This is a genomic window from Shewanella aegiceratis (genome assembly GCF_019457495.1).
In the GTDB taxonomy this organism is placed as follows: Bacteria; Pseudomonadota; Gammaproteobacteria; order Enterobacterales; family Shewanellaceae; genus Shewanella; species Shewanella loihica.
This window is the reverse complement of record NZ_CP080416.1, coordinates 2,038,526-2,063,607: the sequence shown is the minus strand read 5'-3', so window position 1 is coordinate 2,063,607 and position 25,082 is coordinate 2,038,526. Positions and strand designations below refer to the sequence as shown.

The window sequence follows — 25,082 nt, the reverse complement described above, 5'->3', positions numbered from 1 at the left end:
TCACGCGGGTTAACACTAGAACTGGCCGGTATCCAACATCTTGTAGCGGATCGCCAATCGGGTAAGCTCGACATCGCCGCTGATCCCAAGCTTGGCAAACAAGCGATAACGATAGCTGTTGACCGTCTTGGGGCTCAGGTTGAGCTGCTCAGAGATATCGCTGACCCGCTCGCCATTGGTGATCATCATCATGATCTGCAATTCGCGCTCAGACAAGGACTTAAACGGATTTTCTTCCGACTGGTTGAACTGACTCAGGGCCATCTGCTGAGCAATCTCCGGCGACAGATAACGCTGGCCGTGTGCCACCTGACGAATTGCCTGTATCACCTCGGGCGGCGTCGCTCCCTTGGTCAGATAACCTGAGGCGCCTGCCTGCATCACCTTGGTCGGGAAAGGATCTTCGGTATGTATGGTCAGGACAATGATCTTGGCGTGGGACTGATAGCGCAAGATCTTACGGGTCGCCTCGAGTCCGCCAATGCCAGGCATATTCATGTCCATCAGGATCACGTCAGCCTCGTTATTACGGCACCACTGCACGGCAGATTCGCCATCCCCTGCTTCGCCGACAACCTTGATACCGCGCTCATCCTCGAGGATGCGGCGGATTCCTGTTCTTACTAACTCATGGTCATCAACTAAAAATACAGAAATCAACTTCAATCTACCCTTCAGCTAATACTCGGCCCACATAGACGGCATGTCGGCAACAGATTGTAATTTATCCCAAATGGGGTAAAGAAGAAAGCGGAAATTAAGTGCAACTAAGCATATGAATTATAAGTGAACTATTTTTATCCGCCGGCAAGCTTATGGCGCAATTATAGCACTCAAGCATGAGTCTCCAGTGCCCTTCATACTAAAGCACTAGCAGAAAAAACAAAAAAGGATGCCGAGGCATCCTTTTTATCGAGTGTGTATCGCCTTACCCCAAAGACTCGGGCACGCAGACCCAGCCTTGCATCAGCACGCGCGCGCTGCGACTCATGCTGACTTTTTCGACCTGCCAGAGACCCTCTTGCTCGCTCGCCTTGGCGCCCACCTTGAGGGTGCCAGAGGGGTGACCGAAACGCACGCTCTCACGGGCCTGCCCGCCGGCCGCCTGATTGACTAAGGTGCCGGGAATCGATGCCGCCGTGCCTATGGCCACCGCCGCGGTTCCCATCATGGCATGATGCAGCTTCCCCATAGACAGCGCCCGCACGTGCAGGTCTATCTCATCTGCTGCGATCTGCTTACCGCTAGAAGAGGTATAGGCCTTAGCCGGAGCGACAAATGCAACCTTGGGCGTGTGTTGACGACCAGCAGCCTCCTCGAGAGACTGAATCAGCCCCATCTTGAGGGCGCCGTGGGCACGAATGGTTTCAAAGCGCTCAAGCGCCGCGGCATCGCCGTTGATCGCCTCTTGCAGTTCAATCCCCTCGTAGCCCAGCTGCTCCGCCTTGAGGAAGATAGTAGGGATCCCTGCATTGATAAAGGTGGCATCGAAGACAGGTTCGCCCGGCACCTCCAGCTTGTCGACCAGATTACCCGTAGGGAACATATCACCCTCGCCATCGGCCGGGTCGACAAACTCCACCAACACCTCTGCCGCCGGGAAGGTCACGCCGTCGAGTTCGAAATCCCCCAGCTCCTGCACCTCACCATCCGCCATAGGCACATGGGCGATGATGGTCTTGTTGATATTGGCCTGCCAGATCTTCACCACGGCTATGCCGTTGTCTGGGATCTTCGCGCTATCCACCAAGCCCTGGGTGATGGCAAAGGCGCCCACCGCCGCGGTCAGGTTACCGCAGTTACCGCTCCAATCGACGAAAGGCTTATCTATGGCCACCTGACCAAAGAGGTAATCCACGTCATGATCATCGCGTTGACTCTTATCCAGAATCACCGTCTTACTGGTGCTGGATGTAGCCCCGCCCATGCCATCTGTCTGCTTGCCGTAAGGATCTGGACTGCCGATCACCCGAAGCAATAAGGCATCTCGGGCCGGGCCCGGCTGCTGGGCATTTAAAGGCAGATCCTTTAACGCAAAAAAGACACCCTTGCTGGTGCCACCACGCATATAGGTTGCCGGAATTTTCATCTGTTTCATTGGCTTATCCTTTAAGAAGCGGGCAAGGCATAATCGCCCTACCCGCTATTGACTGCCCTTAGGCGTTCGCTTCGAGGAAGTCCTGCGCGAAGCGCTGCAACACACCGCCTGCCTGATAGACAAGTACCTCATCGGCGGTGTCTAAGCGACAGGTCACAGGCACCTCGACACGCTCACCGTTTTGACGGATGATCACCAGCGTCAGATCTGCCCTAGGTGTCGGCGAGCCAATCACATCGAAGGTTTCACTACCGTCTATGCCATAGGTGTGACGGTTTTCACCGGCCTTGAACTCCAGCGGCAGTACGCCCATACCGACCAGGTTGGTACGGTGAATACGCTCGAAGCCTTCGGCGACAATCGCCTCAACCCCAGCCAGTCTCACCCCTTTGGCCGCCCAGTCGCGGGACGAACCCTGACCATAGTCGGCGCCGGCGATGATGATCAGCGGCTGCTTACGATCCATATAGGTCTCGATCGCCTCCCACATACGCATCACCTCACCTTCTGGCTCGAGGCGAGTCAGTGAGCCTTGCTTAACTTCACCGTCCACCAGCGCCATCTCGTTGATCAGCTTAGGGTTAGCAAAGGTCGCGCGCTGGGCCGTCAGGTGATCGCCCCTATGAGTAGCGTAAGAGTTAAAGTCCACCTCGGGCAGACCCATCTTCGCCAGGTATTCGCCGGCGGCGCTGGTGGCCAAGATGGCGTTTGAAGGCGAGAGGTGATCTGTGGTGATGTTATCCCCAAGGACCGCCAGCGGACGCATGTCCTTTAGAGTACGCTCACCGGCAAGCGCGCCTTCCCAGTAGGGAGGACGACGGATATAGGTACTCAGTGGACGCCAGTCATACAGAGGGTTCACATCCTCTCCATAGTCCACCGCCAGGTCGAACATTGGGGTGTAGATATCCCTAAACTGCTGCGGCTTAACGCTCGCCTTGACGATGGCATCGATCTCTTCATCGCTCGGCCAGATATCCTTGAGGCGAATTGGCTCGCCCTTGTCATCATGACCTAAGATATCTTTCTCGATGTCGAATCTGATGGTACCCGCGATGGCATAGGCCACCACCAATGGCGGCGATGCCAGAAACGCCTGCTTGGCATAGGGGTGGATACGACCGTCGAAGTTACGGTTGCCCGACAATACCGCCGTGGCGTACAAGTCTCTGTCGATCACCTCTTGCTGGATCACAGGGTCTAGCGCCCCGCTCATGCCGTTACAGGTGGTGCAGGCAAAACCTACTATGCCAAAGCCCAGTTGCTCAAGCTCAGGCAGAAGCCCCGCATCTTTCAAGTAAAGCTCGGCCACCTTAGAGCCTGGCGCGAAAGAGGTTTTCACCCAGGGCTTACGCACTAAGCCAAGCTCATTGGCCTTCTTGGCGAGCAAGCCCGCTGCTATTACGTTTCTTGGGTTACTTGTGTTGGTACAGCTGGTGATGGCGGCGATGATCACTGCGCCATCTGGCATCAGCTTCTCGTCCTGCTCGACCACACCGGCGATGCCTTGGCTGGCCAGCTCGCTGGTCGCCACACGGCGATGGGGGTTAGAAGGACCGGCGATGTTACGCACGACGCTCGAGAGATCGAAGGTCAGCACCCTTTCATACTCGGCATCTTTAAGGCTATCGGCCCACAGACCCGTAGTCTTGGCATAGTTTTCCACCAGCTTGACCTGCTCGCTGTCACGACCCGTGATGGTGAGATAGTCGATGGTCTGCTGGTCGATATAGAACATGCCCGCCGAGGCGCCAAATTCAGGCGTCATGTTGGAGATGGTGGCGCGATCCCCAAGGGTGAGATCCGCAGCCCCTTCACCGAAGAACTCAAGATAGGCCGAAACCACCTTCTCTTGGCGTAAAAACTCCGTCAGTGCCAGCACGATATCCGTGGCCGTGATGCCGCTCTGACGTTTACCCGTCAGCTCGACACCGACGATGTCAGGCAGACGCATATATGATGGGCGACCCAGCATGACGTTCTCGGCTTCGAGACCGCCCACGCCTATGGCGATAACCCCAAGGGCATCCACGTGAGGCGTATGGCTGTCGGTACCCACAAGCGTATCGGGGAAGGCCACGCCGTCACGGGCCTGGATCACCGGCGACATCTTCTCTAGGTTGATCTGGTGCATGATGCCGTTGCCGGGCTGGATCACATCGACATTCTTAAAGGCCGTCTTGGTCCAGTTGATGAAGTGGAATCTGTCTTCGTTGCGACGATCTTCAATCGCACGGTTCTTCTCAAAGGCATCTTTTTCAAAGCCCGCATGTTCAACCGCCAGCGAGTGATCCACGATCAGCTGAGTCGGCACCACAGGGTTAACCTTTGAGGGATCCCCGCCCTTCTCGGCGATGGCATCACGCAGACCTGCCAAATCAACCAGAGCCGTCTGGCCGAGAATATCGTGGCACACGACGCGCGCCGGATACCAAGGGAAGTCGAGATCACGCTTCCGATCGATGAGCTGACTCAGGGCGTCGTTAAGCAGTTCGGGCTCGCAGCGTCTTACCAGGTTTTCTGCCAGCACCTTAGCGGTATAGGGCAGTTTGTCATAGGCGCCTGCGCTTAAGGCCTCGACGGCGGCGCGGGTATCAAAGTAATCGAGCGCGCTGCCGGGAAGCGGTTTACGATGTAAAGAGTTCATAAAATCATCCAAACGATTTAAGAGTTGAAGCAAGCAAACCAAAACAGCCCCTGAGCCTTGAAAGGCAGAGGGGCTGGTATCTAGGCTTATCTTTCGCTGATTGGCACCACTTTACGCGGCGCAGAGCCGATATAGTCCGCACTCGGTCTGATGATGCGGTTGTTGGCGCGCTGCTCCATCACGTGGGCTGCCCAGCCGGTCAGGCGCGAGCAGACGAAGATAGGGGTAAACAACTTAGTTGGGATCCCCATGAAGTGATAGGCTGACGCATGGAAGAAGTCGGCGTTACAGAACAGCTTCTTGGTGTCCCACATATACTCCTCACAGGCTACTGAGATATCGTAGAGTGAGGTGTCGCCAAACTCTTTAGCCAGCTTCTCAGACCAGGCCTTGATGATCACGTTGCGCGGATCCGACTCACGGTAGATGGCGTGACCAAAGCCCATGATCTTCTCTTTACGCTCCAGCATGCCAGCCATCTGCACCTTGGCATCTTCTGGCGAGCTGAACTTTTGGATCATCTCCATCGCCGCCTCATTGGCACCGCCATGCAGCGGGCCGCGCAGCGAACCGATAGCACCAGTGATACAAGAGAACATGTCAGACAGAGTCGATGCACAGACGCGCGCGGTGAAGGTCGAGGCGTTGAATTCATGCTCTGCATAGAGGATCAGCGACACGTCCATCACGCGGCGATGTTGATCCGATGGCGTCTTGCCGTTGAGCAGCTTAAGGAAGTGGCCACCTAGAGAGTCTTCGTCGGTCACGCAATCGATCTCGACGCCGTCATGGCTGAAACGGTACCAGTAGCACATGATGGCAGGAAACGCCGCAAGCAGACGGTTGGCCGCCTTGTTTTGCTGGCTGAAATCTGTCTCTGGCTCAAGGTTACCCAGGAAAGAGCAGCCGGTACGCATCACATCCATAGGATGGGCATCGGCCGGGATGCGCTGCAGCACCTCTTTGAGGGTCTGCGGCAGGTCGCGCATCGACATCAGCTCGCTCTTGTAGGCATCCAGCTGCGCCGCATTGGGCAACTCACCATTAAATAAAAGATAAGCCACCTCTTCAAAGGTGGCGTTATCGGCCAGATCCGACACATCGTAACCACAATAGGTTAAACCTGAGCCTGATTTGCCCACTGTACATAACGCCGTTTCGCCTGCACTCTGTCCACGTAGTCCGGCGCCGCCTAATTTTTTATCTACCATAACGTCTTCCTATTATATTTTTGTCTGTCCCTAGTACTGCATCATCTAGGTTGTAGGGGGTATGCTGTCAATCTGGCCCGCCCTGGACGGGCCATGCTGTGTTACTTGTTCTTACCTTCAGCAAACAGGCTGTCGAGCTTCTGCTCGTAGGCGTGATAACCGAGATAGTCATAAAGCTCCATGCGAGTCTGCATGGTATCGATTACGGCCTTCTGGTCGCCGTCGCGCAAAATAGTTTGATATACATTCTCTGCCGCCTTGTTCATGGCTCTGAAGGCGCTCAATGGATAGAGCACCATGGCCGCGCCCCACTGACCTAACTGCTCGCGATTCCACAACTCCGTCTGACCAAACTCAGTGATATTAGCCAGAATAGGCACATCTAGGGCTTCGGCGAATGCACGATAATGCTCTTCAGTTTTTACCGCCTCGGCGAAGATGCCGTCGGCACCAGCAGCCACATAGGCCTTGGCACGTTCGATGGCCGCTTCCAATCCTTCCTGAGCGAAGGCATCGGTACGGGCCATGATGAAGAAATCGGGGTCTGTGCGCGCATCGACCGCCGCCTTGATACGATCCACCATCTCCTCAACAGAGACGATTTCCTTGTTAGGACGGTGACCACAACGCTTCTGAGCGACCTGGTCTTCCATGTGAACGGCCGCGGCACCCGCCTTTTCCATGTCTTTGATGGTCTTGGCGATGTTAAATGCCCCGCCCCAACCTGTGTCGATGTCCACCAGCAGCGGCAGATCGCAGGCAGAGGTGATGCGCTGCACGTCGACGATCACATCGTTTAGGGAGGTCATCCCCAGATCCGGCAGACCATAAGAGGCGTTGGCTACCCCGCCACCAGAGAGATAGATCGCCTTGTGACCGATCTGCTTGGCCATCATGGCCGTGTAGGCATTAATGGTACCGACAATCTGCAATGGCTTGTTGTCGGCCAAGGCCTGACGGAATTTCTTTCCTGCGCTCATGCTCGCTTCCTCTTATGACTGAATTGATGAGAGTTTGTTTCTGATGTTGTTTCTTGAATAGGTGATATGTCTGCGCATCAGCATCTCGGCCAGCTCCTGATCGCGATTGGCGATGGCCTGCACTATATGCCTGTGTTCGTCATAGGCTGTGGTGACTCTAGGCCCCGCCATGCCAAGCTGAACGCGGTACATACGCACCAGATGATAGATGCCGTCGAACAACATAGAGATAAGATGCTTATTCTTGCTGCCCAATATGATGCGGTAATGAAAGTCCACATCGCCGGCCTCTTGGTAATAGGATTCACCCTGTTTGACGTCTTGAAAATGGCTGACCAGCAGGGCTTCGAGCTCCGCTACCTCTTCATCGCTCATGTTCTTCGCCGCCAGTCGCGCGGCCATACCTTCGAGGGACTCGCGGATCTCATACAGGGCCAGCAGCCCCTCTTCACTGAGCGCCACCACTCTGGCGCCCACGTTGGCCCGACGCTCGACGATATGACAAGACTCGAGACGATTGATCGCCTCGCGGATCACGGCGCGGCTAACCCCATAAGTTGTCGACAATTCTGTCTCACTTAACTTAGCACCCGCAGCAATTACCCCTTCGACAATGTCTTGCCTGAGTTGATAAAAGGTTTTATCTGCCGTTGTCACGGGGGTTTGGCTATATCGAGTCATGATGAATGTGATCGCCGTCAAACAATTAGTTGTCGACAATATAGCCGCCAAATTCACTTTTCTCAAGCTAAACACCGAAAATTGTCGACAAAAAGGCTGGTTTTTCGACTAAAGTCGTAACGAACTCGATACAAAGCAGGACAGAAAACGACCCGAAATCAGGTCATTAAACCGTCATCTAGATTTAAACCGTGCAAGCTAATCGCCCCGCCACATCGACTCGCACGCGCGCTTGAGAATGGGTATTGACTAACGACAGCCTCCAAGTAAACCCTCTGAGATTGTCGACAAATCACTACAACCAAGTGAATCCTTAAGATTCTATACTCGAAACAAAGATCGAGCCTTGGCTAATCTGTGCTAACATCACCCCATGTCTCAATAATTCACCCCAGAAATGATCGCACATTCCATCGACGCCGCCGCTTTATCGCCCCAATTTAACTTACCCCAAGTCGACCAACTTAAGCCTAACTTGCACAGTCGACTCCTTGGCCAGGAACGCACACTTGATGCCTTCAACCTATTAGCCAAGGCCTGCGGTCAGCATATGTATCTGGCCGATCAGAGTGGTATCGATAGACTCGCCCTCATTTCAGCCCTGGTCGACTATCAGGGACACAGAGCGACCCACTATCTTAACCGTTTGGCACCAGATGCCAGTCTGGCATGGCAGACCGAGGCGGGTGATGAGTGCCTATGCAGCGCGAGTAAACCCTATCGCTATCTGAGCGGCGCCATTAGACGCAGGGATCTCATAGGTCATCTCGATGCCCACAATCCTAATGTCTATCATCCGGGCGCCATGGCCGACTGTGATTACCTGTTTATCTGCGCCGAATCGCTGTGGAAACGCGAAGCCCTGTGGGAATTGGTAATGGAAGCCGCCCATCGCGGCGAATATCAGCTGCACTCTGGCTGGCCGACAATCCCCCTGCACAGCAAGATCATCCTGGTAGGCAGTAGCACCTTATATAGCGTCAGTTACCTGGAAGAGCGTAACTTTCCTGCGGCCTTTCCCCTGCTCGGTGAGTTAGTGGATGAAATAGATCTTAATGAATTTAGCGAACTCGACTATGGCAACTATCTAGTCGAACTGGCAGAAGCCAACCAGCTCACGCTGGAACAGTCAGCGCTGGCGCCTTTGTTTAATTACAGTGCCCGCTTGGCAGAGCATCAGCGCCACCTGAGCCTTGAGACGCTGGGGATCAGTCAGCTCATGGTACAGGCTGCCCTCTACGGCAAGAGCAAGCAACTTAACGGCGAGAACATCGCCCTCGCCCTCGCCCGCCATCAGACGCGCCACAACGCTTCTCAGAGCCTGTCAGCCCAGAGCTTCGATGACAACTTCATCAACCTGCCGACCCAAGGTGCCATGATAGGCCAGATCAACGGACTGACCGTATTGGATGCCGCCGAATACACCTATGGTGAGCCGGCGCGGATCACTGCCGCCGTGCACTATGGCGACGGCGAGGTGGCCGATATCGAACGTAAATCAGAACTTGGCGGCAACATACACGCCAAGGGCCTGATGATCCTCACCTCTTGCCTCTACCGTATCTTCGGTAAGGATGCGCCGCTGCATCTTAATGCCAACATAGTATTCGAACAGTCATACCAGGAGATCGATGGCGACAGCGCGTCACTGGCAGAGTACTGCGCCCTGATGTCGGCCATTGCCGAGCAGCCAATAGAGCAAGGTATCGCCGCCACCGGCGCCATAGATCAGTTTGGCCAGGTACAGGCCATTGGCGGTGTTAACGAGAAGATCGAAGGCTTCTTCGACCTGTGTCAACGTAGAGGACTCACGGGCACCCAGGGGGTGATCATCCCAGCCTCTAACGTGCAGCAACTCAACCTGGCTCCAGCCGTGATAGCCGCCGTCAAGGCAAAAGAGTTTCACCTGTACCAGGTCGAGCATACAGATCAAGCAGTAGCCATCTTGATGAACAAACCCGCAGGCAGCCGAGATGATAATGGGCAGTTCCCCGAGGAAAGCCTATATGGCATGGTACAGGCGCGATTAGAAGGACTCGCCGGTTATCCCGATGAAGAGCGATCTTTTTTTGCCAACTTGCTCCATAAACTGAAACTTTCTAGCTGATCGGAGTTGTTTGGCGTACACGTGTTAGCTAACCTTGGCGACTCAAATTGCTAGAGTGAAGTTAACAATGAATAAAGCAAACAGTTTCAGTAAAGAAGAATTAGTCGCCTGCGGGCACGGTAACCTATTTGGCGCCAACTCGCCTCGCCTACCTATCGACAACATGTTGATGATAGACCGCATCACTAAGATCAACGATGACGGCGGTGAGTTTGGTAAGGGTGAAATTGTTGCTGAGCTGGATATCGATCCATCACTCTGGTTCTTCGGCTGTCACTTCGAGACAGATCCCGTGATGCCTGGTTGTCTGGGCCTAGACGCCATGTGGCAGCTGGTCGGTTTCTTCCTCGGCTGGGAAGGCGCCGAAGGTAAGGGCCGCGCACTGGGCGTTGGTGAAGTGAAGTTTACCGGCCAGGTGCTACCCGATGCGAAGAAGGTTACCTACAAGCTGACCATTAAGCGTAAGGTCTACAGAAAGCTGGTGATGGGTATTGCCGATGCGGTAATGGAAGTCGATGGACGTGAGATCTATTCGGCGACGGATTTAAAAGTCGGTATCTTTACCGATACCTCAAGCTTCTAAGCGATTTGCGATAGCTCATTGACGAAAATGCCCTCTAAACAGAGGGCAAACAGCTAAATCACTTGTTGAACAGGCCGCTGAGACGGCCATCGACGCCTTCGCGCCACCCTCCGAGCCAGTGTGATTTAGAGTCTAAAGTAGAATAAGGACAGTTATCCTTCGAGCGGCCACCTATCCCGGCCTGGAATCCCTTTGAAAAAGCTCTATCGAGACGATCTCTTTTTTGTCTTTTCATGCAAGCATCCTCTGTTCTCAAATCCTAAAGGCCGAAGCCTCATCCATAGAAATAGAACTTTTTCATCACGAGATCAATCAAAAATTCGCCTTTCGATAGGGTTATTTTTTAAACGCATGAGTTCCTTATTAATAAAAAATCGGGGCATTCGCCCCGATTTTTAGTTCGATAAGTTCTAACAACCCTTAGGCCTGAACACGACGTCTCAACCAAACCAATGGCAGCAGCAACAACCAGGCAAAACTGGCGGCGCCTTTACGCTCATATTTACCATTACCCGAGTTATCTGTCTCTTCAACTTCACAGGCCGTACCCGATGTGGTCGGCTTTAGCACCACCATACGTGGCAGATAGGCGGTTACCGGCTGACCATTGGCATTGAGTGAGAATAATGGCTTACCGTTCTCACCAATTATTAGATTACCCTTCTCATCATACTGATAAGAAGGCTTACGAATGAAGGCTGTGCCCACTATGGTGCCATCATCGTTAATGCTGTTGGCTTCTACGATGCGGATCTCGCTATCATAGTAAAGGGTCTTGCCATCACCATCGACCACCTCGACCTGGTTACGGGTCCACTTGCCGGCATCGTCTTTAACATAACCCTTAGACTCACACACAAGGAGATCGTCGATAACGTTAAACTCGTCACTCGCCTTGTCATACAGGAAGGCACCCTTCATACGTGGCTTCTCTTTCTCGCTGGTAACCTCGACGAAACCTACGACCTGATCTTTGTTGTTGATATCACGTGGACGCGAGCTGCGATCAGACATCACCTCATAAAAATCATTCGGCGTCACGAAGGTTGGATCTTCGGCGTTGGTGTCCAGATAGAAGAACTTGTCACGCAGGTAGCCTTCGATGTAGCGGCGGTAGCTGCCCACCAGAATGCCATTGTCGTTGATGTCATAGGCAACAGATGACAGCTGATCGTTAGTCATCTTCACCCAGTGATATTGGTAATCACCTTGAGCATCTTTCTTCCAATAGGCGGCATCGAACGCCAGCTTATCCTTGTTATCGTTACGATATACATGAGAGCGACCAGCAATCACACCCTCACTGTTCAAACCAATCCCCTGAGCGGTGAACACACTGTCTGAAGTCGACTCAAGTCCCAGCGGTAACTCGGTCGGCGTCACGTCCGTACCATCGAACTGCCACACAAAGGCGCGTGTCTGATAAAGAATACGGCGCGCATTGTTGCTATCTGGATATTGATCCCTCTGCACACAGACATCGATTGGATAGGTCTCACCGCTGATACAGTTATCGACACGGGTTTGACTCGTCTTGGCCAGTTCTGTGGTCGCATAGCCTGTGATCAGGTTATTGTCGTTGATGGCCGCCGCCACAGAAACCCCGCCCACAACTACATCCGTATCGTCTTTGCTATAAACGGTATAGGGTGGTACCAGGGCGATATCTGTCCCTTCTGCAGTCTTGAGGAAGCCACGCTCCTCAAATTCACGGTAGTACCAATATTCCTGATCTTGGTTACTGTCGTTGCGCTCGCCAGTAAACTCGGTTTTCTGCTCAGGCGCGGTATAGCTACCTACCTTGATCCCATTATTGTTAATGCCATAGTAATAGGCATTGATCGAGTTAATGGTCTCCGGCTGGTCTTCATCGGTATCTTTCGGATGAGTAGTGCCGAAAACCGAATCGAAGGTTGGGATCCAGCTGCCGCTTGCACCATTGCCATCGGCGGAAAAGGTAAAGTTATTAGCAATGATGGGCGCGTTAATTGAGTAAGACACTAGTTGCTCAGGCGGAATACCATCTTCGATATCGATGGCACCACCAGTCTCGTCGTCAACCTCTAGCTTCTTCTTACCCTTAGAGATCCCCACCATCTTATCTTGCTGATTAACAAACATGCCGTAGCCGTTGATGGTCGACTCTAAGGTACCATTAAGATCATAGTCTTGAATATTCTGGATCTCATAGACAGGTGCAGCGTGAGCCGTCTGCAGCGCGGTGATCACTCCGGCGGCGACTAAAGAGATGGCTCTATCAAACTTCAACTTCATGTACTTTTCCTATTATTCTATCGTCTATTTGAGGGCTTCTAGCTCTTCCCAACGTCCGAAACACACTTCTAATTCCTGTTCCAGCTCTGCCAATTCATTTAATCGGCTACTGACCAGGTCTTGTGCTTGAGTATAAAAATCGGGCTCATTGATAACGGCCTGCAAGCTTTCGATCTCAGCTTCGAGTTGCTCCATCTTAGCAGGCAAGGCATCGAGTTCTCTCTGTAATTTATAAGAAAGTTTCTTCTCTGCTTTAGCGGCCGCCTTGGTTTCGCGCTTAACCGGTTCGGCAACCTTGGGTTGGACAGCGTCCTTGGCAACTGGTTCCTCAGAATAAAATTTTGCCCCCTGTGACACGGCATCTTGGTAGCCGCCAACATATTCGCTCCAGCCGCCGTTACCGGTAAACCACCAGGAGCTGGTAACCGTGTTGTCGATAAAGGCACGATCGTGACTCACCAATAACAAGGTGCCTTGATAATCGGTCAACAGCGACTCTAGCAACTCTAAGGTCTCGATATCAAGATCGTTTGTCGGTTCATCGAGAATGATCAGGTTTGCTGGCCTTAGCAGCAGACGCGCCAACAGTAATCGATTCTTCTCCCCACCGGAAAGTGCCTTCACCGGCGTGCGGGCGCGCATGGGTGAAAACAGAAAGTCCTGCAGGTAGCTTAAGATATGCCTGTCCTGACCATTGATGGTCACCGTCTTCTTGCCTTCACCTACGTTGTCTTCAACGGTTTTTTCCGGATCAAGCGCCTCACGGTATTGGTCAAAATAGGCCACTTCTAACTTAGTGCCCACTTTCACCTCGCCGGACTGAGGCGTAAGCTGACCAATCAACAGCTTGATCAGGGTCGACTTACCACAGCCGTTAGGGCCAATGAGGGCGATACGGTCGCCGCGCATCACAGAGGTGGTAAAATTCTTCACCAGGTTCTTATCTGGCAGGTTGTAGTTGAGATCTTTGATATCAAATACCAGCTTACCCGAGCGCTCGGTATCGGCCACGGCCATCTTAGCGCCGCCCTGACGATTGATACGTTCCATACGCTCCATACGCAGCGCTTTAAGCGCGCGCACGCGGCCTTCGTTACGGGTACGGCGCGCCTTGATCCCTTGGCGGATCCAGGCTTCCTCTTCGGCCAGCTTCTTATCGAACTGAGCGTTCTTCTCCTCTTCAACCCTGAGCCATTCTGCCTTGCCATCGAGGTAGGTCTGATAATCGCCGGGCCAGGAGGTCACCACACCTCGGTCGAGATCCACGATACGGGTCGCCATGCGCTGAATGAAGCCACGGTCGTGACTGATAAAGACGATGGCGCCGCGATAATTAAGCAGAAACTCTTCCAGCCATTCGATAGTGTCGATATCCAGATGGTTGGTCGGCTCGTCGAGCAGCAGCAGATCCGGCTCGCTCACTAAGGCGCGCGCCAGGGCCACCTTACGCTGCCAGCCGCCAGACAGACTAGCCAGGCTCGCATCTGCGTCCAATCCCAGCAACTCACAGGTCTGATTGATGCGGGTATCAAGCTGCCAGCCGTTGAGATGATCGAGATCCGATTGAAGACGTTCCATCTGCTTGAGCAGGCGCTCCATCTCCTGGGCGTCAACGAGGGCAACATCGTGAGACAGCTGATGATAACGCTCGAGCTTCTCGCCCACCTCCTGCAAACCCGCCGAGATATAGGCGTAAACCGTGCCCTGCTCAGCCTTAGGTGGGTCCTGTTGCAGTCTGCTAACCTTAACGTCGGTCGCAATGTTAAACTCGCCATCGTCAAGTAACACCTCACCGCCAATCACCTTCATCAGGCTCGATTTACCGGCGCCGTTACGGCCCACGATACAGACGCGCTCGCCCGGCTCTATGGTAAAGTCGGCGTTTTGCAATAAGGGGGTGTAGCCATAGGCCAATGAGCCGTTATTAATACGAACCAGACTCAATTTATGCTCCTGTAAATTGTTGCAACTGCTCGCTGTCGAAAGGCCAGCCTAACTCGGCGTCATCGGCCCTACGCAGCAGTACTGGGATACGCACGCCATAGCGCTGCGCCAGTTGCTCGTCATCGCAGATATCCTGCAAGACAAAATCGATGTTCAGCGCAGTGATAAGCGCCTGGGCCTGCTCACACAGGTGGCAGGCATCGGTATGAAAAAGAATATAGCCGCTGGTCTTAGGCATGCTGAATCAACCAGGTGTTATGAATATGCGGATTACGCTTGTAATCCAGAGGTAACGTCTGCTTATCCAGGTTAGTGATCGACAAACCAAGGGCACTGAGTGCCTCGGTATCCATCTTAAATTTGCGCTTGTTGTTGGAGAACAGTATCTCCCCGCCCGGACGCAGCAGCTTCACCAGCGCGCTCAACAACTTGACGTGGTCGCGCTGCACATCGAAAGAATCTTCCATGCGCTTGGAGTTAGAAAAGGTCGGTGGATCGATGAAGATCAGATCATACTGTTGGTCACAATCATCTATCCACTGCAGGCAATCGCCCTGAATAAACTGATACTGCTTGCCTTGAAGGCCATTCAACTCGAAGTTGTCCTGCGCCCAGTTGAGATAAGTGTTAGACATATCGACTGTGGTCACCGACTTAGCACCACCCAGGGCGGCGTGCACCGAGGCGCTGCCGGTATAGGCAAACAGGTTAAGCACGTCTCTGTCTTTCGACTTCTCGCCCACTAATTTGCGGGTCAGTCTGTGATCTAAGAAGAGACCTGTATCCAGGTAGTCTTTCAAGTTGAGCTTAAACTTGGCGCCGTACTCAGTGGTGACCAGCTCGAGCTTAGTGGCATCCAGTTTCTGGTATTGGTTGGTACCCTTCTGACGCTCACGGGTCTTGAGAATAATCTTATCGGGGTCGACACCGATGGCCTGCGGCAGTACCAGTAAGACATCGGTCAGGCGACGCTTAGTCACCGCCTCGGGAATCGACTTAGGCGCCGAATACTCCTGGATCACCACATGATCCAGATAGATATCTACCGCCACATTGTACTCGGGAATATCGGCGTCATAGAGGCGATAGCTGTCTATCCCCTCGCGCTGAGCCCATTTGCTCAGCTGCTTATGATTCTTCTTGATACGATTGCTAAAGGCCGTGGCGACCTCGCTCACCTCACCGCCCTGGCTCAGCACCTGGCTAGGGTCAAGGCGACGGGTGCTGTTGGCATGCAGCGTATAGAGGTTAAAGGCACACTCGAGCGCGCCATTATACATCTTCATCTGCTTGTCGGCTTTCAGCTTAAGAGCTGAGAGGAGTTCGATGTCGCTGTTGAGCACGGCCACCTGCCAGCCGCCAAATTCGGCCTTGAGCTTGTCACCCAGTTGATAGTAGAGCTGTAACAGCGAGGTGACATTGCCCAGACGCTCACCATAAGGCGGGTTGGTGATCAGGTAGCCCTGCTCCACCGGCGGCGTCACATTGAGGGCGTTAGATACCGAAAACTCGATAAGCTCGGCAACACCAGCGTTTTGCGCGTTACGCTTTGCCAAAGCGACCAGACGCGAATCGATATCCGATCCATAAAACTTGATCTCACAGCGCTTGGTGCCGATAGAAGCGCGAGCCTTGGCCTCAGCGAGCAGCTCCTGCCAGTCGGCCTCTTGATGGCGTAGCCAGTGCTCGAAACCGAAACGGCGACGCTGCAACGCTGGGGCGATATCACAGGCCATCATGGCCGCCTCAATTAAAATGGTGCCACTACCGCAGAAAGGGTCTAGCAGATCTTTAGGCGCTTGTTGCCAGCCGCTACGCACCAGCATGTTTGCCGCCAGATTTTCTTTTAGCGGTGCCTCCCCCGTGGTGGAGCGATAACCGCGCTGGTGCAGTGCAGGTCCGGAGAAGTTAATCCCCAGGGTAATTTGGCCACGGCGATAATGGGCATCTATCTTAAAGTCGGCATCGACACGGGCCACATCAGGACGTGGACAGCCATCGTCACGAAAACGGTCGACGACCGCATCTTTTATCTTAAGCGCGCCAAACTGTGAGTTCTTAATAAAGCCACCCACACCATGAAAATCTATGCTGAAGCTGCTCTTATTGGAGAAATGGGTCTGCCAATCGATGCAGTAGGCCGCATTATAGAGCTGCTCGGGATTCTCACAGGGCCCCTTATAGATCACCAGAATGATACGGCTGGCGAGTCGCGACCATAGGGTTATACGGTAAGCCAGATTAAGGGGCGCAGAGAAATAGACGCCGGCAACGCTTTCCTTTATCTCGGCGGCGCCAAGCTCTGCCAGTTCCAACGACAGGGCGTACTCATAGCCTCTTGGGGCTGCGGCAAAAAAATTCAACATGGATAGATAGACACACTTCAAAAATCAATCCGTCATTATACCTTGTCCTCAGATTAAATGATAAAAAGTTCTGCCAAATGAAGGTTTAAAATTTCCCGGCTTGATCGATAAGCCAGCACATTGACGGATTAATAAACGCTTGACGCGAAATTCGTAATCGTTACTTGCATTGGCTCCGCCATGTCGATATAGTTCGCCCCGCTTTGACGCACTGAGTACTACACAGCAACTGAGCTGTTGGCGCAACAGGGGTTAGAGTAAACATCCGGACGCGGGATGGAGCAGCTTGGTAGCTCGTCGGGCTCATAACCCGAAGGTCGTCGGTTCAAATCCGGCTCCCGCAACCAATTTCTTTCGTAGCAAGAATCAAAACAACTACAGCGTATCTCACGGACGCGGGATGGAGCAGCTTGGTAGCTCGTCGGGCTCATAACCCGAAGGTCGTCGGTTCAAATCCGGCTCCCGCAACCAATTTCTTTCGTAGCAAGAATCAAAACAACTACAGCGTATCTCACGGACGCGGGATGGAGCAGCTTGGTAGCTCGTCGGGCTCATAACCCGAAGGTCGTCGGTTCAAATCCGGCTCCCGCAACCAATTTCTTTCGTAGCAAGAATCAAAACAACTACAGCGTATCTCACGGACGCGGGATGGAGCAGTTTGGTAGCTCGTCGGGCTCATAACCCGAAGGTCGTCGGTTCAAATCCGGCTCCCGCAACCAATTTCTTATGTAAAAACTCTCCATTATCATTAGCTCCCTAACCAAGAGAAAAGCGTAGCTCGCCTGGCTCAACTCACGCTATTAGCTTCGAAAGTCGTCGACGGTGTGCCGCCCAGTTCAAATCCGGCTCCCGCAACCAATTTCAGATTTAACCCCCTTTATATATACTCAAGCGTAGCTCGCTTGGTTCAACTCGCGATATGAGCTTCGAAGGTCGTCGCCGGTATGCCGCCCAGTTAAAATCCGGCTCCCGCAACTAATTTCTTACGTAAACAATTCCCCTCTTTCCTAACTTAATCAATGCAGAAAAGAGTTTGGCTACTTGTCAGATTCAACTCTCTACACAATCAGTAATCACAGTGATCAGCATTCAATAATCAACATAGACCTCTGACCTACTTCACCATGCTTTAAAGAAACCTTTATCAAAATCCAAGCCAGTAAACTCGCTACAGTTGTAATTATTCCCATATTCACAAGCCTTAATATGACTCTCCTTTGGACCTCTACCCAATGCGCCAATCTAAAGGCGTGATCATAAGATAGACAGCAAAGCATTATTGTCTGGCAAGTTTTCGTTTTCTCTATTGTGTTGCGCAGATGAATACAATCAAGAGTGCCTATTTAATGAGCACTTACCAGCTTAATCAAAGACGGGAAATCAAAGAAGAAAAAGAAAGAAGAAAAATAAAGAAAAAGAGATGAGAAAACACTATGGATCGAAAAAATGATTTAGATTCGATCATCGCAATAAAATAAATAGATCAAACAGCGGGCATAAAAATGGGGAGCGGTCGCTCCCCATCCAATTAATCTATTCTCGCTTTTAGCGTTATTAAGCCGCGGCTATCTGACGATTGGCCTTTAGCGGATGCAATCTATCGTTCATCACCTTAATGCAATCGAATTGGCGCATCGCCTTACTGTCGCTCAAATGCAATTCAGGCGATAACAACATAACCAAGGATGCCTGAATGTTAGACTCGACCACCAGTACCTGCACCACCTCACCTTGGCATTTCAACTGGAACACCTTGCCCAGTTCACTGTATACACAGACGGCAGATGTTTCAAAAAACCACGACTTAGGCATCTGAGGTTTTAATAGAAAATGGGCCGCCGTGGCATTAAGCGCCAGCTGTACCCTTACTGCGTCGGCTATATTTAATGACTTACCGATACGCTCAATAAACTCTATATAGAATTTGGCGTGCTCGACATTAAATTCCGTGGTGGCCAGGGCATCAGGAATAAGTGCTTTCGTTTTATAGGGAGTCAGAAATTCCATATCCGAACCTAACGAAACGCTTAAAACCCCATACGAATCGTTATATATCCATTGCCAATCCCTTTGTGGCATTAATAACATAACGTGTACCTATATACTTTAATACAGCTCGATAATAGATGATATTTCATCCAATATCAAAAAAAATATTATAAATATGATATAGATTACAACACGTTATCACGATCAAACGCGATCTAAATAAGATCGCGCGATCGTTTTAAGATCTAAAATAAGATCTTATTTACTTTTTACGCGATAAGCATCGACGATCTCTTTAATTAATTCTGGTCCGCGATAAATAAAACCAGAATAAATTTGTACCATGGTTGCACCCGCATCGAGTTTATCGAGCGCATCGGCAGCACTGTTAATACCACCAACCCCTATGATGGGCACCTGACCTTTCAGGCAATCAGCTAATTGCTTTATCACTTTTGTTGACAATGAATTCAATGGCTTACCGCTTAAGCCACCGGCTTCGTTGGAATTCACCAAGCCGCTGACACCGTCGCGAGTCAGCGTGGTGTTGGTGGCGATAGCACCATCGAACTCGTTACGAATGAGCGACTCGGCAATCTTCTCAATCTCGTCTGGCTCAAGATCCGGCGCAATTTTCAGTGCGATCGGCACATACTTTCCATGACGCTCGGCAAGATCTTTTTGCTTAGCTTTTAGTGATCCCAAGAGATCATCAAGCAGATCGCCATACTGCAAACTACGCAGGCCTGGTGTGTTTGGCGATGAGATATTGACCGCAATATAGGCTGCATAGGGATAAACCTTCTCCATACAGATGAGGTAATCCTCTTTGCCCTGCTCTACCGGCGTATCCTTGTTCTTACCGATATTCACCCCAACCATGGCACCAGACTTAGCAGCCTTCAGGTTAGCGACCAGATTATCGACACCCTTATTGTTAAAACCCATGCGATTGATAATCGCCTTGGCCGGCTTTAAACGAAACAGGCGCGGCTGATCATTACCAGGCTGTGGACGTGGCGTTACCGTACCCACTTCCACATGGCCAAATCCCATGGCGTGGAACGCATCGATACATTCACCATCCTTGTCCATACCGGCAGCTAAGCCGACAGGATTTGGAAAGGTCAATCCCATAAACTCGACAGGGGCCGCTTGCAGCTTCTGTGCATAAAAGCAGTTTAATGGCGAATTCGCAGTTGATTTCAGACTGCCTATAGCAAGGTTATGGGCCTTCTCTGGATCCATCTGAAACATCACTTTCTGTGCGATTTTGTAAAACATGCATTCTCCTAGACCGAAAAAAGCCCCGGCGATTGCCAGGGCTCATGACTAATTTTTATTTTTTACGATTGACCTTCGCAATGAAGGATCAACAGATTCAGCTCACGTAGGGCGACTGAGAACTTCGCAAACTCATGGGTCTGCGAGGTCTTAAAGTCTGCAAGCATGTGGAACCATCTCTCCAATAAGCCCTGATTGGATTCGACCCACTGATCGATAATGGCGTCAGCGTCGCAAACCGATGGGCAGGTACGTAACACCACTGAACTCAGTGAACGTTGTTGCCAATCGAGTTCTTCCCTAAATGCCGCTCTCGCCAGCGCCTGCCAGTGGTTAGCCACAGGCTGGGCACTGATCTGCTCGAGGAACCAGTGTAGGTCGATACGAGCACCTAACTTGTAGTAGGTCTCGGCAACCAAGGCCACTGGCTTGTCTTCCAGCTCGGCAATTTGTGAGATGTCCAGTGCAGAGAAGAGCGTGCTCATGTTGACGACATCGGTCGCCACCTGCTCTGGTACCCCTTCTTTCACCAGCGCTGCAATCTCGGCGCGGATGCCGTTAACTTCATCTTCCACCAGATACTGATGAACGTTCTGACGAAGTTCCTGGAACACTGGGCTAAAGAAGGCCACAACCTGCTCGATGCTTTGGTTACGGTTACGATGACGTAAGAACCAACGACACGCGCGGCGTAGATTACGACGCAACTGATGCAGCATCTCACCCTGAACCACAGCAGGTACCACACCGTTTAGCGCCGTGATCGATTTAGTTAATTCAGCTAAACCAAATACTTCACGAGCCATAGTGTAGCAGATAGCGGCTTCGGCGACTGAGGCACCAGTCTCATCTTGCATACGCTGAACGAAATTCAAGCCCATGTCGTTAACCAACTCGTTGGCCAAAGAGGTAGCAATGATTTCGGCGCGCAGCGGATGGGTAACCATACGCTCGCTGTACTTCTCTTGCAGCTGACGAGGGAAGTATTCGATAAGCAGCTGGCTCAGGAAAGAATCGTCGGTAATTTCCGGTGTGAGCAGTTGCTCTTTCAATACCATCTTGGCGTAGGCCACCAGTACAGAAAGCTCAGGGCGAGTCAGTGACTTACCGTTCGCTAAACGCTCTGCTAACTCATCATCGGTCGGCAGGAACTCGAGTGCTCTGTCTAGCTTGTCTTCCTTCTCCAGATAATGGATGAAGCGGATCTGCTCTTTCAACTGCTCGGCGCCGCGCACCTGAGTCACAGAGATGGTACGTGTCTGATCCTTACAGTCTTGCAGTACGATGCGGCTGACTTCGTCAGTCATCTCAACCAGCAGACGGTTACGCTGTTTCACCGTCATCTCACCTTCGGCCACCATGGCATTCAGCAAGATCTTGATGTTAACTTCGTTGTCCGAACAGTCCACACCACCCACGTTATCCACGAAGTCGGTGTTCATGCGGCCACCGTTGGCGGCATATTCGATACGACCCAGTTGAGTACAACCTAGGTTGCCACCCTCGCCTATGATGCGGGCCTGAACCTCGTTACCGTTAACGCGCAGTGCGTCGTTGGCGCGGTCACCCACCTCGGCGTGCGTCTCGCTGGTCGCCTTGATGTAGGTACCGATACCACCGTTCCAGATCAGATCCACCTTCATCTTCAGCAGCTCTTTAAGCAGCTCGTTTGGTGTCATAGATGCTTTCTTGGTATCCAGCATCTTCTTCATTTCTGGCGTCAGTGTGATTGACTTGGCCGAGCGCAGGAATATTCCACCGCCCTTAGAGATCAAATCTTTATTGTAATCTTCCCAGCTTGAACGTGGCATCTCGAACAGACGCGCACGCTCTTTATAGCTGCTGGCGGCATCCGGATTCGGGTCGATGAAGATATGCATGTGGTTAAATGCCGTCACCAGGCGGGTGTGCTCAGAGAGCAGCATACCGTTACCGAATACGTCACCGGCCATATCACCGATCGCCAAACAGGTGAAATCTGTGGTCTGACAGTCAACGCCGATTTCACGGAAGTGACGCTTAACCGATTCCCACGCGCCGCGCGCAGTGATACCCATCTTCTTGTGGTCGTAACCGTTGCTACCACCCGATGCGAAGGCGTCGCCTAGCCAGAAGCCATACTCTTCAGAGATAGCGTTGGCGATATCAGAGAAGGTCGCGGTACCTTTGTCGGCCGCCACAACCAAATATGGATCGTCTTCATCGTGACGAACCACGTTTGCCGGAGGCACGATTTCGCCTTCGACGATATTGTCAGAGATATCCAGCAGACCGCGGATAAACAGGCGGTAACACTCTTGGCCTTCGGTGAAGAAGGCATCGCGGCCACCTTCGGTCGGCAGTTGCTTACAGACGAAGCCACCCTTGGCGCCCACAGGTACGATAACTGTGTTCTTCACCTGCTGTGCTTTCACCAGACCCAGTACCTCGGTACGGAAGTCTTCACGACGATCAGACCAGCGCAGACCACCACGGGCAACCTTGCCACCACGTAGGTGAACACCCTCTACTCTTGGTGAGTAAACGAAGATCTCAAACTTAGGCAGGGGACGTGGCATCTCTGGGATCTCTTCAGGCGAGAACTTGAATGACACGTATGGCTTGTTGCTACCGTCTGGCAGCACCTGATAGAAGTTGGTACGCAGCGTGGCGTTGATCAGATCCAGGTAACGACGAATGATACGGTCGTCATCCAGGCTAGACACATCTTCCAGACGCATATCGATCTGTTCAACAAACTTAGCCAGAGTACGAGTCTTCAGCTTAGGGTTGAACTTACGGATAAACATCTTCACCAGCAGATCGGCGATCTGTGGGTAGCTGCTAAAGGTCTCTTCGATATAGGCTTGACTGAAGGTGGCATCGATCTGACGCATATATTTAGCATAGGCACGCAGCACAGACACTTCGCGGCCAGACAGACCGGTCGCCAATACCAGACGGTTAAAGCCGTCATCTTCAAGCTCTTTACGCCATACCTGAGACAGGGCTGTTTGGAATCTATCTTGGCTATCTGCCAGGTTATCAACCGCGGCGCCTTGTACCGTCATCAAGAAGTCAAGGATCCAGAAAGTAGAACCATCAGCGGTCATCACTTCATATGGACGCTCGTTGATCACGCGCAGGCCGAAGTTTTCCAGCATAGGCAATACATCAGACAGATGGATTGGCTCATCTTTATGGAAGAGTTTCAGGCGCACCTTGTTGTCTTTAAGCGCTGTTTCCTGTGGCTGATAGAAGAGCATGCCAAGCTTGTGATCGTCATCCAGCGCTTCTAAGTGCTCGATATCCACCACGGCAGAGCTAGGCAATACATCTTCTTTGTAGCTGCGTGGGAACGCATTCACATAACGTTTGACCAAACGGTTGCCAGACTCTTCGCCTTGGGCAGTGATCAGCGCTGTGTTTAACTTGTCTTCCCATGAACGCGCAGCTTCAATTAGATTGTTTTCGATGGCAGCCACATCTACATCCGTAATATTATTATCGACTTTGACTATATAGTGAGTACGCGCGAGCGTAGACTCAGAGAAATAAGTTGTAAATTCAACATCTTCTTTAGTGTTGAAGTGCTGCGCCAGAATACGTTGAGTATCTTCACGCAGCTTAGTGTTGTATCTGTCTTTAGAGACGTATACCAGGCAAGATAGGAAACGACCGAAGCCATCCTTGCGCACAAACAGCTTGAGTTTGTCGCGATCTTGCATCTCGAGTACACCGTGAGCCATGCTGGCCAGTTCAGATTCCCGAGCCTGAACGATCTCGTCACGCGGCAAGGTTTCAAGAATGTGCATCAAAGCCTTGTAGTCGTGAGAATGCGGCGTCAGGCCAGAATCGTCCAGTACGCGCTGGATCTTCTCTGCCAGCAGCGGGATCTCACGTGGGCTACGGTTGTAAAGGTTTGAGGCGTACAGGCCGATGAATCTGTCTTCACCAATAACATTACCCTTCTCGTCGAAACGTTTGATGCCGATATAGTCGACATAGGCTGGGCGGTGAACGCGGCTCTTCTCAGTGCTCTTGGTCAGGATAAGCAGACTGCTGTCGAGTGCTTCTTTACGAGCGGTATCTGACAGACTGGAAAGCATGAGTCCCTTAGAACTCTTAGGCTTACCCGGTACATTCATCAGACCCAGGCTGGTCTCGTTAGCCGGCAGCAACTCGAGATCGCCCTCGACCTTGTGCAGGTCGTAACGGCGGTAACCCAGCAGGGTGAAATGGTGATTGTTCAGATAGGCCAGGAAGTTGATGGCCTCATCCAGCTCACGCTTCTCACCCGGGAATGGACGGCTAGGCAGCTCGGCGATGGTCTCGCTCAGCTTGTTCGACATCGCCTGCCAGTCGTTGACCGATGCAGCCACGTCACCCAATACAGATTGAATCTCTTTTTCCAGGCTCTTGATATCGGCGTCGCTGCTTAGTCTGTCCACCTCGATCAGGAACACGGCAACCTTGTCGTTGCTCTCATCCTTGTCGTCGTTATAGCTAACACCTGTGATCACGCCTTGGTCACGCTTCACGGTTAACGGCGTGTGCAGCATCATGTGAGTGGTGATGCCCATGCGGTTAAGCGCCATGCCTACAGAGTCAACAAGGAAAGGCATATCCGGTTGAATCACCTCGATAATTGAGTGGGATGATTTCCAACCATGCTTAGATTGACTCGGGTTAAACACGCGAATATGGGTCTCGCCAACTGGCGTCTTGTTCGCGGCATTCCAAAGGCTGAGGACGGCGCCGTAAAGATCACTGTCATTGCGGTGTTGCAAGTCATCTTTCGACATGTGGGCATAAATACAAGTTGCGAACTGTTCAACTTGTTTGGCTTGTGTATTGGGAACTTTCGAATGAATTAGGCTGACTACGTTCTCGAGTAGTACTGAAGGCATTGCATCTTTCAAGGCCATGTTGCTGTTTC

The 25,082-nt window shown here is 52.0% G+C and carries 16 protein-coding genes and 4 tRNA genes; 6 read left to right on the top strand and 14 right to left on the bottom strand.

Annotation, left to right across the window (positions count from 1 at the left end; genetic code table 11):
• Window positions 1-15 precede the first annotated feature (15 nt).
• From uvrY to K0H80_RS09235, 6 genes are all read right to left on the bottom strand, one after another.
• Window positions 16-660: a UvrY/SirA/GacA family response regulator transcription factor gene (gene uvrY / locus K0H80_RS09260; RefSeq protein WP_220045265.1), complete on the bottom strand. Its 645-nt coding sequence runs from the start codon at window positions 658-660 to the stop codon at window positions 16-18.
• A 268-nt stretch (window positions 661-928) separates the two neighbouring features.
• Window positions 929-2,098 carry a 2-methylaconitate cis-trans isomerase PrpF gene (gene prpF, locus K0H80_RS09255; RefSeq protein WP_220073777.1) on the bottom strand — a complete coding sequence of 390 codons (1,170 nt, stop codon included), beginning with the start codon at window positions 2,096-2,098 and terminating at the stop codon, window positions 929-931.
• A gap of 58 nt (window positions 2,099-2,156) precedes the next feature.
• A complete protein-coding gene (gene acnD, locus K0H80_RS09250; RefSeq protein ID WP_220073776.1) occupies window positions 2,157-4,745 on the bottom strand; it encodes a Fe/S-dependent 2-methylisocitrate dehydratase AcnD in 2,589 nt (862 codons plus the stop codon).
• Window positions 4,746-4,831: 86 nt separating this feature from the next.
• Complete coding sequence (gene prpC, locus K0H80_RS09245; RefSeq protein ID WP_011865619.1) at window positions 4,832-5,956, bottom strand: bifunctional 2-methylcitrate synthase/citrate synthase; 1,125 nt, start codon at window positions 5,954-5,956, stop codon at window positions 4,832-4,834.
• Between the two features lie 101 nt (window positions 5,957-6,057).
• The gene (prpB, locus tag K0H80_RS09240) at window positions 6,058-6,936 is read right to left on the bottom strand and encodes a methylisocitrate lyase (protein ID WP_220073775.1); all 879 of its coding nucleotides are present in this window, start codon (window positions 6,934-6,936) and stop codon (window positions 6,058-6,060) included.
• Between the two features lie 12 nt (window positions 6,937-6,948).
• The gene (locus K0H80_RS09235; protein ID WP_011865617.1) at window positions 6,949-7,617 is read right to left on the bottom strand and encodes a GntR family transcriptional regulator; all 669 of its coding nucleotides are present in this window, start codon (window positions 7,615-7,617) and stop codon (window positions 6,949-6,951) included.
• A gap of 397 nt (window positions 7,618-8,014) precedes the next feature.
• Between K0H80_RS09235 and K0H80_RS09230 the strand changes: the two genes are divergently transcribed.
• Together K0H80_RS09230 and fabA are read left to right on the top strand one after the other, a co-directional pair.
• Complete coding sequence (locus tag K0H80_RS09230; RefSeq protein ID WP_220073774.1) at window positions 8,015-9,724, top strand: S16 family serine protease; 1,710 nt, start codon at window positions 8,015-8,017, stop codon at window positions 9,722-9,724.
• Between the two features lie 67 nt (window positions 9,725-9,791).
• Complete coding sequence (gene fabA / locus K0H80_RS09225; protein WP_144199071.1) at window positions 9,792-10,307, top strand: bifunctional 3-hydroxydecanoyl-ACP dehydratase/trans-2-decenoyl-ACP isomerase; 516 nt, start codon at window positions 9,792-9,794, stop codon at window positions 10,305-10,307.
• 58 nt (window positions 10,308-10,365) lie between these two features.
• Here fabA and rmf read toward each other — a convergent pair whose 3' ends face one another.
• From rmf to rlmKL, 5 genes are all read right to left on the bottom strand, one after another.
• Window positions 10,366-10,542, bottom strand: coding sequence for a ribosome modulation factor (rmf, locus tag K0H80_RS09220; RefSeq protein WP_011865614.1), 177 nt, complete (start codon window positions 10,540-10,542; stop codon window positions 10,366-10,368).
• Between the two features lie 185 nt (window positions 10,543-10,727).
• Complete coding sequence (locus K0H80_RS09215; RefSeq protein ID WP_220073773.1) at window positions 10,728-12,581, bottom strand: DUF3466 family protein; 1,854 nt, start codon at window positions 12,579-12,581, stop codon at window positions 10,728-10,730.
• Window positions 12,582-12,605: 24 nt separating this feature from the next.
• Entirely contained in the window at window positions 12,606-14,525 is a 1,920-nt protein-coding gene (locus K0H80_RS09210; protein ID WP_220073772.1) for an ABC transporter ATP-binding protein, read from the bottom strand.
• A gap of 1 nt (window position 14,526) precedes the next feature.
• On the bottom strand, window positions 14,527-14,763 hold the full coding sequence (locus K0H80_RS09205) for a glutaredoxin family protein (RefSeq protein ID WP_144199065.1): 237 nt from the start codon (window positions 14,761-14,763) through the stop codon (window positions 14,527-14,529).
• Window positions 14,756-16,891, bottom strand: a complete 2,136-nt coding sequence (gene rlmKL, locus K0H80_RS09200) for a bifunctional 23S rRNA (guanine(2069)-N(7))-methyltransferase RlmK/23S rRNA (guanine(2445)-N(2))-methyltransferase RlmL (protein WP_220073771.1) — start codon at window positions 16,889-16,891, stop codon at window positions 14,756-14,758. The genes K0H80_RS09205 and rlmKL overlap by 8 nt, the downstream gene beginning before the upstream one ends.
• Window positions 16,892-17,161: 270 nt before the next feature.
• Between rlmKL and K0H80_RS09195 the strand changes: the two genes are divergently transcribed.
• From K0H80_RS09195 to K0H80_RS09180, 4 genes are all read left to right on the top strand, one after another.
• Window positions 17,162-17,238: transfer RNA gene (locus tag K0H80_RS09195), tRNA-Met, on the top strand.
• A gap of 47 nt (window positions 17,239-17,285) precedes the next feature.
• Window positions 17,286-17,362: transfer RNA gene (locus tag K0H80_RS09190), tRNA-Met, on the top strand.
• Between the two features lie 47 nt (window positions 17,363-17,409).
• A tRNA-Met gene (locus K0H80_RS09185) sits at window positions 17,410-17,486 on the top strand.
• A 47-nt stretch (window positions 17,487-17,533) separates the two neighbouring features.
• Window positions 17,534-17,610: transfer RNA gene (locus K0H80_RS09180), tRNA-Met, on the top strand.
• Between the two features lie 835 nt (window positions 17,611-18,445).
• Here K0H80_RS09180 and K0H80_RS09175 read toward each other — a convergent pair.
• The 3 genes from K0H80_RS09175 to K0H80_RS09165 all read right to left on the bottom strand — a co-directional run bounded on the left by K0H80_RS09175 (window position 18,446) and on the right by K0H80_RS09165 (window position 25,071).
• On the bottom strand, window positions 18,446-18,979 hold the full coding sequence (locus tag K0H80_RS09175) for a cell division protein ZapC (RefSeq protein ID WP_011865609.1): 534 nt from the start codon (window positions 18,977-18,979) through the stop codon (window positions 18,446-18,448).
• Between the two features lie 159 nt (window positions 18,980-19,138).
• A complete protein-coding gene (gene pyrD / locus K0H80_RS09170; RefSeq protein ID WP_011865608.1) occupies window positions 19,139-20,164 on the bottom strand; it encodes a quinone-dependent dihydroorotate dehydrogenase in 1,026 nt (341 codons plus the stop codon).
• 62 nt (window positions 20,165-20,226) lie between these two features.
• Window positions 20,227-25,071, bottom strand: a complete 4,845-nt coding sequence (locus K0H80_RS09165; RefSeq protein ID WP_220073770.1) for an NAD-glutamate dehydrogenase — start codon at window positions 25,069-25,071, stop codon at window positions 20,227-20,229.
• Window positions 25,072-25,082 lie beyond the last annotated feature (11 nt).